The 6,301-nt window shown below is 73.7% G+C and carries 7 protein-coding genes; 4 read left to right on the top strand and 3 right to left on the bottom strand.

The features are described 5' to 3' along the window. A partial coding sequence (locus H5J29_RS17395; RefSeq protein WP_181782003.1) for an aldehyde dehydrogenase family protein occupies positions 1-998 on the bottom strand: 998 nt, incomplete at its 3' end. A 172-nt stretch (positions 999-1,170) separates the two neighbouring features. On the opposite strand from H5J29_RS17395, the gene H5J29_RS17390 reads away from it, so the two are divergent. The 4 genes from H5J29_RS17390 (at position 1,171) to H5J29_RS17375 (ending at position 4,148) form a co-directional block, all read left to right on the top strand. Beyond that, positions 1,171-1,602, top strand: a complete 432-nt coding sequence (locus tag H5J29_RS17390; RefSeq protein WP_181782002.1) for an FAS1-like dehydratase domain-containing protein — start codon at positions 1,171-1,173, stop codon at positions 1,600-1,602. Next, entirely contained in the window at positions 1,599-2,015 is a 417-nt protein-coding gene (locus H5J29_RS17385; RefSeq protein WP_181782001.1) for a MaoC/PaaZ C-terminal domain-containing protein, read from the top strand. The genes H5J29_RS17390 and H5J29_RS17385 overlap by 4 nt, the downstream gene beginning before the upstream one ends. Positions 2,016-2,119: 104 nt before the next feature. After that, a complete protein-coding gene (locus tag H5J29_RS17380; protein WP_181782000.1) occupies positions 2,120-3,430 on the top strand; it encodes a TetR/AcrR family transcriptional regulator in 1,311 nt (436 codons plus the stop codon). Between the two features lie 118 nt (positions 3,431-3,548). Next, the gene (locus H5J29_RS17375; protein ID WP_181781999.1) at positions 3,549-4,148 is read left to right on the top strand and encodes a flavin reductase family protein; all 600 of its coding nucleotides are present in this window, start codon (positions 3,549-3,551) and stop codon (positions 4,146-4,148) included. Positions 4,149-4,212: 64 nt separating this feature from the next. Here the strand turns inward: H5J29_RS17375 and H5J29_RS17370 are convergent, their stop codons facing one another. Both H5J29_RS17370 and H5J29_RS17365 read right to left on the bottom strand, forming a co-directional pair. Next, a complete protein-coding gene (locus H5J29_RS17370; protein WP_220187549.1) occupies positions 4,213-5,397 on the bottom strand; it encodes an acyl-CoA dehydrogenase family protein in 1,185 nt (394 codons plus the stop codon). Next, positions 5,394-6,301: CaiB/BaiF CoA transferase family protein (locus H5J29_RS17365; RefSeq protein WP_181781998.1), on the bottom strand; the 908-nt coding region annotated here is incomplete at its 5' end. The genes H5J29_RS17370 and H5J29_RS17365, both read right to left, overlap by 4 nt.

Raw genomic sequence — 6,301 nt, 5'->3', positions numbered from 1 at the left:
ACGACCGGACCGATCTCGGTGTCGTCCGCGGCCGGGTCCCCGACCCGCAGCGCCGCGACGCGCGCGGCCAGCGCCTCGGTGATCTCCGCCGCGCGGTGGCGGGGGACCAGGAAGCGGGTCTGGGCGATGCAGATCTGCCCGCTGTTGGCCATGGCGCCGTCGACCAGGGCGTCGACGACGTGGTCGGTGAGCTCGACGTCGTCGAGCAGCAGGGCGGCCGAGCGCCCGCCCAGCTCGAGGGTGCAGCGGCGCTGGTCGCGCGCGCAGAGCTCGCCGATCCGGGCGCCGACCGCCGTGGAGCCGGTGAAGCTGATCTTGTCGACGCCCGGGTGCGAGACGAGGTGCTCGCTGGCCTCCGCGCCCGCGGGCAGCACGGTGAGCACCCCTTCGGGCACCCCGGCCTCGAGGGCCGCCTCGGCCAGCGCGAACGCCGACAGGGGGGCGAGCGGGGAGGGCTTGAGGATCACGGTGCAGCCGGCCAGCAGCGCGGGCGCGACCTTGAGCGCGGCGGTGAACAGCGGGGCGTTCCAGGGCACGATCGCGCCGACCACGCCCACCGGCAGCCGCCGGACCCGGACCTCGCCGCCGACGAGGGCGGGTCGGGTCTCCACCCACGGGTAGGAGGTGGCGAGCGCGCGGTGCACGTGCAGCACGCCGAGAGCCGTGCCCACCTGCCCGCCGACCGCCCAGCGGCGCGGCGAGCCGACCTCGTCGGAGATCAGGGTGGCCAGCTCGTCGGTGCGGCCGCGCAGCAGCTTGCCGAGCCTGCCGAGGATCTCGCCGCGCTCGGCGGGAGAGGTCTGCGGCCACGGCCCGGAGGTCAGTGCGGTGCGGGCCGCGGCCACGGCGGCGTCGACCTCGGCGGGGCCCGCCTCGGGGACCCGGCCCACCAGCCCGCCGCCTGCGGGGGAGCGGACCTCGACGGTGCGGCCCCCCGCCGGGCGCACGGCCACGCCGCCGATCTGCAGCTCTTCGCGGGTCCACGGGCTCGTCGTCACGCTGGTGGTCCTCCCCGTCGTCGGCTGAACGCTCGTATTCTGACAACATGTCTATCATCGTGCAAGCAGCCAAAAGCGCTTGGCTGTCGTGGACCCCACAACTTTTCTGACGTACCGTACGGCCCAGTCGGCCGGGCGCGGAGCACGTGCGCCCGGCGGGGAGGAGGAGCCCGTGAGTGCACCCGTGGGAACCCGCGGCGAGGAGTTCGAGGTGGTCGTCGAGCGCGGCAAGATCGCCGAGTTCGCCGCCGCCATGCAGTCGGCGGACCCGGCCTACCGGGGCGCCGAGGCCGTCGTGCCCCCCACCTTCCTGGCGAGCTCCGCGTTCTGGCGGCCCGACTCGGCCCGGGTGGCCGTGGGCTTCGACCGGCGCAGGCTGCTGCACGGCGAGCAGGAGTACGTCTTCCACGGTCCCCCGCCGCGGGCGGGCGCGCGGCTGCGGGCCGTCGAGCGGGTCGAGGACCGGTACGCCAAGCCCGGGAAACGGGGCGGGGAGATGCGGTTCTGCGTGGTCGTGACCGAGTTCCGGGACGCCGAGGGCACGCTGGTGGCCGAGGCTCGGGGCACCTTCATCGAGCGGGCTGCGGCGGGGGGTGCCGCATGAGCGCGCCGTCGACCGCCGTCGAGGTCGGGACCGAGGCGCCCGCGCGCGAGTTCGGGCCGCTGACCCGTCAGATGTTCGTCCGGTACTCCGGCGCCTCCGGTGACCTGAACCCCATGCACTACGACGACGAGATGGCCCGTTCGGCGGGCTACCCGTCCGTCTTCTCGCAGGGCATGCACGTCGCGGCGCTGCTCGCGGGCTACGCCACGGACTGGCTGGGGGCCGAGCGGGTGCGCCGCTTCGGCGTCCGGTTCCGGGACCAGGTCTACCCCGGGGACGTCCTGAGCTGCAGCGGAGTCGTCACCGACACCGCGCCGCGGCCCGACGGGGTGCTGGTGACCGTGGCGCTGGCGGCGAAGGTCGACGAGCGCACGGCCCTCACCGCCACCGCGGACTTCCTGCTGCCGGGGTAGGGACCGTGTCGACCCCGCCCCCGCCCACCACGTCCGGGGGAGTCCGGGCGACGCGCGGCCGGTCCGCCGCGGGCCGCGCGGAGGGTGGGCCTACCATGGACGCGATGTCAGACGGCGGCGAGATCCTGCGGCGGGACGGCTACTGGCCCTCGAGTCCGGTGGTCGGGCAGCGCGGTGCCCAGACGCGCGAGCGGATCGTCACCGAGACGCTCCGGCTCTTCGAGCGGCAGGGCTTCCACGGCACCTCGGTCGAGGCCATCGCCACCGCGGCGGGGACCTCGCGTGCCACGCTCTACCAGTACTTCGAGAGCAAGGAGCAGATCTTCGTCGAGCTGCTCGAGGAGTGCGGCGCCGCGCTGATGCGGGTCGTGCGCAGGCTCGGCCCGCTGGGGCCCACGCCCGAGGGCTTCGACAACCTGCACTGGTGGCTCGGCGAGTGGGCCTGGGTGTACGACAAGTACGCCACGATGTTCGTGCAGTGGGCGAGCATCGACACCCCGGACACGGCGGTGCGCCCGCTCGTGATCGGCTTCGTCCGCTCCTACAACTCGCGGATCACCCAGCGGCTCGTGCAGAGCGGCGTGGAGGGCATGGACCCGGACGCCGCGTCGCTCGCGCTCACCAGCCTCGTCCACCGGTTCAACTACCTGCGCCACCGTGGGGCCGCCACGCTCCCGAGGGTCGACGAGTGCGTCGACGGGCTGGCCGTGACCATGCAGCTGATGCTCTTCCCCGAGTCCCCGCCCGAGGTGTTCGCCCAGCTCGACCCCGTCCCGCGCACCCAGGTGCGCGCCCTGCCCACCCCCGCGACGATCGAGCTGCCCGCCACCGACCTCAGTGCCCGGGCGGCGGCCACCGTCGAGGGCATCATGGGCGCCGGGGCGCGGCTGTTCGCGGCGCGCGGGTACCACGGCACCGGTGTCGACGAGCTGGTCGCCGAGGCCGGGTTCGCGCGGGCCACGTTCTACAAGTACTTCGACGACAAGCTCGACCTCCTCCGGAGGCTGAGCGCGGAGTGCCAGGTGGTCGCCACGGAGCTGTCCGGGCGGCTCGCCGCGCTCGACGCCGGCCCCGAGAGCCTGCGCGGGTGGCTGCGGGACTTCGTGCCGTTCCACCGCCGCTACCTCGGCGTGTTCCGGGCCTGGGTGGAGGGGACGCTGACCGATCCCGCGCTGGTCAATGCGGCGGAGAACGGGCAGGCCCAGATGCACGCGGCCGCCGTCCGGGTGCTGGCCCAGGTCGAGCGGGACTACCCGCTGGACCTCGACGTGGCCGCCGCGGTGTTCGAGGCGGTCCTCGACCGGCTGCCCGAGGCCGTGGGGGAGACGGCGGAGGACACGTCCGACGCCGCGATCGTGGACCTCATGGTGCAGGTGATCGAGCGCGGGTTGCTCAGCGGGTCCGCCGCTCACTGACACTCCAGTCAGATCTGTCGTCGTCGGTGAGGCATTGACCCTGCGCAGAGTCGTAGACATAATGTCAGAAAGTAGTCCCGGATCTCCGGGTCTCCGTTCATCGCCGACTGGAGTGGACATGACAGTTGATCTCGACGCCGCCAACTTCGCGCTCTCGGGCCTGCGTCCGTTCCCCGTCGCGGTGACCACGGTCGACGGCGGTGTGGCCAACGGCCTGATGTCGCTGTCCGCGGGCGCCGCGAGCATCGTGCCGGAGGCGCCGCGGGCCACGGTCAGCCTCACCAAGTACAACAAGACCCACGACATGCTCCTGAGCTCGGGAGTGTTCGCGATGCACCTGCTCGCCGCCGCGCCCGACGAGGCCCTCGAGGAGTCGCTGGCGATCCTGATGGCCCTGGGCGGCAGCTCGGGTCGGGACGGGGACAAGCTCGCGGGGCTGCGGACCAAGCCCGGTGTCACCGGCTCGCCGATCCTGCTGGGCGCCCACAGCTACGTCGAGGCCCGGGTGGTGAAGAGCCTGGACATGGACGAGAGCACGCTGTTCGTGGGGGACGTCGTCGCGGCCGAGCGGTTCAGCGACGCCGAGCGGCTCCGGATCGGCGAGGCGTGGAAGCGGCTGCCCGCGGAGTGGATCGAGCAGTACGACGCCAACCACGTCCCCCAGCTGGCGAGCGCCCGCCGCTACCGCGGGCTGCCGGAGGATGGTCCCGCGCACTGACCACCACACCCACGGGCCCCGCACCGGACGGTGCGGGGCCTTCGTGTCCTCGGACGGATCCGGGTCAGCGCAGTAGCCGCCGGGCGATCACCATGCGCTGCACCTCCGAGGCGCCCTCGCCGAGGAGCTTCACGCGCAGGTCGCGGAACCAGCGCTCCAGCGGCATCTCCTGCGAGAGCCCCATCGCGCCGAACAGCTGGACACAGCGGTCCACGACCCGGAACGCGGTCTCGGTGCCGAAGACCTTGCACACCGAGGCGTCCACGCGCACGTCCTTGCCCAGGTCGGCGTTCCACGCCGCCTGGTACATCAGCAGCCGGGCGGCCCGCAGCTCGATCTCGCTGTCGGCGATCATGAACTGCACGGCCTGCTTGTCGGCGAGGCGCTCCCCGAAGACCTGGCGTTGTTTCACCCAGTCGATCGCGAGGTCCAGCGCGTACTGGGCGATGCCGATCGGCCCGGCCGCGTAGACGATCCGCCCGTGCACCAGGAAGTCGCTGGCCAGCCGGAAGCCCGCCCCCTCGTCCCCGATCCGGTTGGCCGCGGGGACCCGGGCGCCGTCGAAGTGCAGCTCGTAGGGGGAGAAGGAGTTCATCACGCCGATGGGCGTCATGGTGAGGCCCGGGGTGTCCTTCTCCACGATGAAGCAGCTGATCGCGTCCCGCGAGCCGCTCTCGCCGGTGCGCGCGTAGACCACGCCCCAGTCCGCCCCGGCGGCGTGCGAGGTCCACAGCTTGGTGCCGGTGAGGACGTACTCGTCCCCGTCCCGGACCGCCCGGCACCGGATCGCGCGGGCCGGGTCGGAACCGCCGGTGGCCTCGCTGATGGCGGTGTACGCCTTGCTCATCCGCCCCTCGACGATCGGCCGCGCGAACCGCTCGAACTGCTCGGGCGAGGCCTTGTACATCACGTTCGGCGGGTTGCCGCCGAAGGCGCCACCCGCCGGGAAGAAGGCTCCCATCCGGCACTTGGCCGCCTCCTCCCCGACGACGACCTGGCCCAGCACCGACAGCCCGGCCCCGCCGAACTCGCGCGGGGTCGCCATCGCCCACAGGCCCAGCTCGCGGGCCTTGCGCTGGAGCTCGCCCAGCTTCGGCTGCGGCACCCCCGCGGTGTCGTGCGGCAGCGCCTCCTCCAGCGGGTGCACCTCGGTCTGGACGAACTTCCGCACGGTGTCGCGCAGCAGCACGAACTCCTCGGGCAGCTCCCAGGCGCCCGTGGGGAAGTCGTCGGCGGGGTCGGGGATCACGGGGTTCCTCCTCCGGCCCACGCCGCCAGCGCGACGTCGGCCTCGACGGTCCGGGTGGCCTGCGGCTCCCCGGGCGAGCTGCGCGAGAACCGCGGCGCGGGCGCGGGAGCCACGATGCCGTCGTGCTCGGCGAGCGTGCCGCGGGCGGCGAGATGGGGATGTCGCGGGGCCTCGGAGAGCGTCACGACGGGGGCGACGCACGCGTCCGTCCCCTCGAACACGGCGGTCCACTCCGCCCGGGTCCGGGCGGCGAAGGCGGTGGCGAGGGTCTCGCGCAGCTCCGGCCATCCGGCGGGATCGTCCTGGGCGGGCAGGTCCGCCGGGTCGAGGCCGAGGCCGGCGAGCAGCAGCGCGTAGAACTGCGGCTCGATCGCCCCGACCGCCATGTGGCCGCCGTCCGCGGTCGCGTAGACGTCGTAGAACGGGGCGCCCGAGTCCAGTCGGTTGGTGCCGCGCGGGCCCTTCCACCGCCCGGAGCCGTGCAACGTCCAGATCGCCGAGGCGAGGTGCGATGCGCCGTCCACGATGGCCGCGTCGACCACCTGGCCGTGCCCGGAGCGCTCCCGCTCCAGCAGCGCGGACAGCACCCCCACGACCAGGTAGAGCGATCCGCCGCCGAAGTCCCCCACCAGGTTCAGCGGGACGGTGGGCGGCGCCCCCGCGCGGCCGATCGAGTCGAGCAGTCCGGTCACGGCGAGATAGGTGATGTCGTGTCCCGCCCGGTCGGCGAGCGGTCCCTGCTGCCCCCACCCCGTCATCCGCGCGTAGACCAGGCGCGGGTTCCGCGCGGCGCAGTCCTCGGGACCCAGCCCCAGCCGCTCGGTGACACCCGGCCGGAAGCCCTCCACCAGCACGTCCGCCCGCTCGACCAGGGCCAGTGCCGTGGCGCGCCCCGCGGCGGACT

This window comes from Pseudonocardia pini (assembly GCF_013870575.1).
In the GTDB taxonomy this organism is placed as follows: Bacteria; Actinomycetota; Actinomycetes; order Mycobacteriales; family Pseudonocardiaceae; genus Pseudonocardia; species Pseudonocardia pini.
This window is presented reverse-complemented; position numbering and strand designations above follow the sequence as displayed.